This window comes from Azospirillum sp. TSO5, assembly GCF_003116065.1.
GTDB lineage: Bacteria > Pseudomonadota > Alphaproteobacteria > Azospirillales > Azospirillaceae > Azospirillum.
On the sequence record NZ_LGQY01000179.1, the window covers coordinates 1 to 1,187 of the forward strand.

1 protein-coding gene is annotated in these 1,187 nt (G+C 67.6%); it reads right to left on the minus strand.

The window, feature by feature from the left end; genetic code table 11:
- Positions 1-1,187, minus strand: a 1,187-nt coding sequence (locus TSO5_RS31685) for a hypothetical protein (RefSeq protein ID WP_199231077.1), incomplete at both ends; no start/stop codon positions are given.

Below are 1,187 nucleotides of genomic sequence, written 5' to 3' on the forward strand. Positions count from 1 at the left end.
ACCGGGTCGACGGTGACGTGCAGGGTCTCGCTCTTGGTCGCTTCGGTGGCGACGCCGTCCTTGGCAATGGCGGTGACGGTCAGGTCGAAATCGACGTCGCTGTTCGACGGCGGCGTGATGGTCAGACCGGTCAGCTGGGCCGGGGTCAGAGTCCAGGTTCCGTCGGCATTGTGCGTGCCGGCGCTGAGCGTCGCCCCGGTGGGAACGCCGGCGATGACGATGCTCAATGCTTCCGAACCGTCGGTGTCGGTCAGGGCAGGGCTGATCGTCAGGGCGATGGCCGTGTCTTCGTTACCCTGCGCGGCGGTAACGCTCAGCGTCGGGGTGTCGGTCACCGGGTCGACGGTGACGCGCAGGGTTTCGCTCTTGGTCGCTTCAGCAGCGACGCCATCCTTGGCAATGGCGGTGACGGTAAGGGTGAAGTCCACGTCGCTGTTCGACGGCGGCGTGATGGTCAGGCCGGCGAGTTGGGCCGGAGTCAGAGTCCAGGTGCCGTCGGCATTGTGAGTGCCGGCGCTGAGCGTCGCCCCGGTCGGAACGCCGGCAATGACGATGCTCAGAGATTCCGAACCGTCTGTGTCGGTCAGGGCCGGGCTGATCGTCAGAGCGATGGCGGTGTCTTCGTTGCCACGGGCGCTGGTGACGCTCAGCGTTGGCGTGTCGGTCACCGGGTCGACGGTGACGTGCAGGGTCTCGCTCTTGGTCGCCTCAATGGCCACACCGTCCTTGGCGATGGCGGTCACCGTCAGGTCGAAATCGACATCGCTGTTCGACGGCGGCGTGATGGTCAGACCGGCCAACTGGGCCGGGGTCAGGGTCCAGGTGGTGGTGCCGTCCGGCTGGGTCACGGAACTGCCGGCGCTGAGCGTCGCCCCGGCCGGAACGCCGGCGATGGTGATGCTCAGGGTTTCCGACCCGTCGGTGTCGGTCAGCGCCGGGCTGATCGTCAGGGCGATGGCGGTGTCTTCGTTGCCTTGCGCGGCGGTGACGGTGAGCGTCGGCGTGTCCGACACCGGGTTGACGGTCACCGGCAGCGTCTGGGTCACCGAGACCGCATCGGCAGTGCCGTCCTTGGCCGTGGCCGTGACGGTCAGGGTGAAGTCGCCGTCGCTGTTCGACGGCGGCGTGACGGTCAGGCCGGCAAGCTGATCCTTGGTGAGCGTGATCGAGCCGCCGGTGACCGTCAG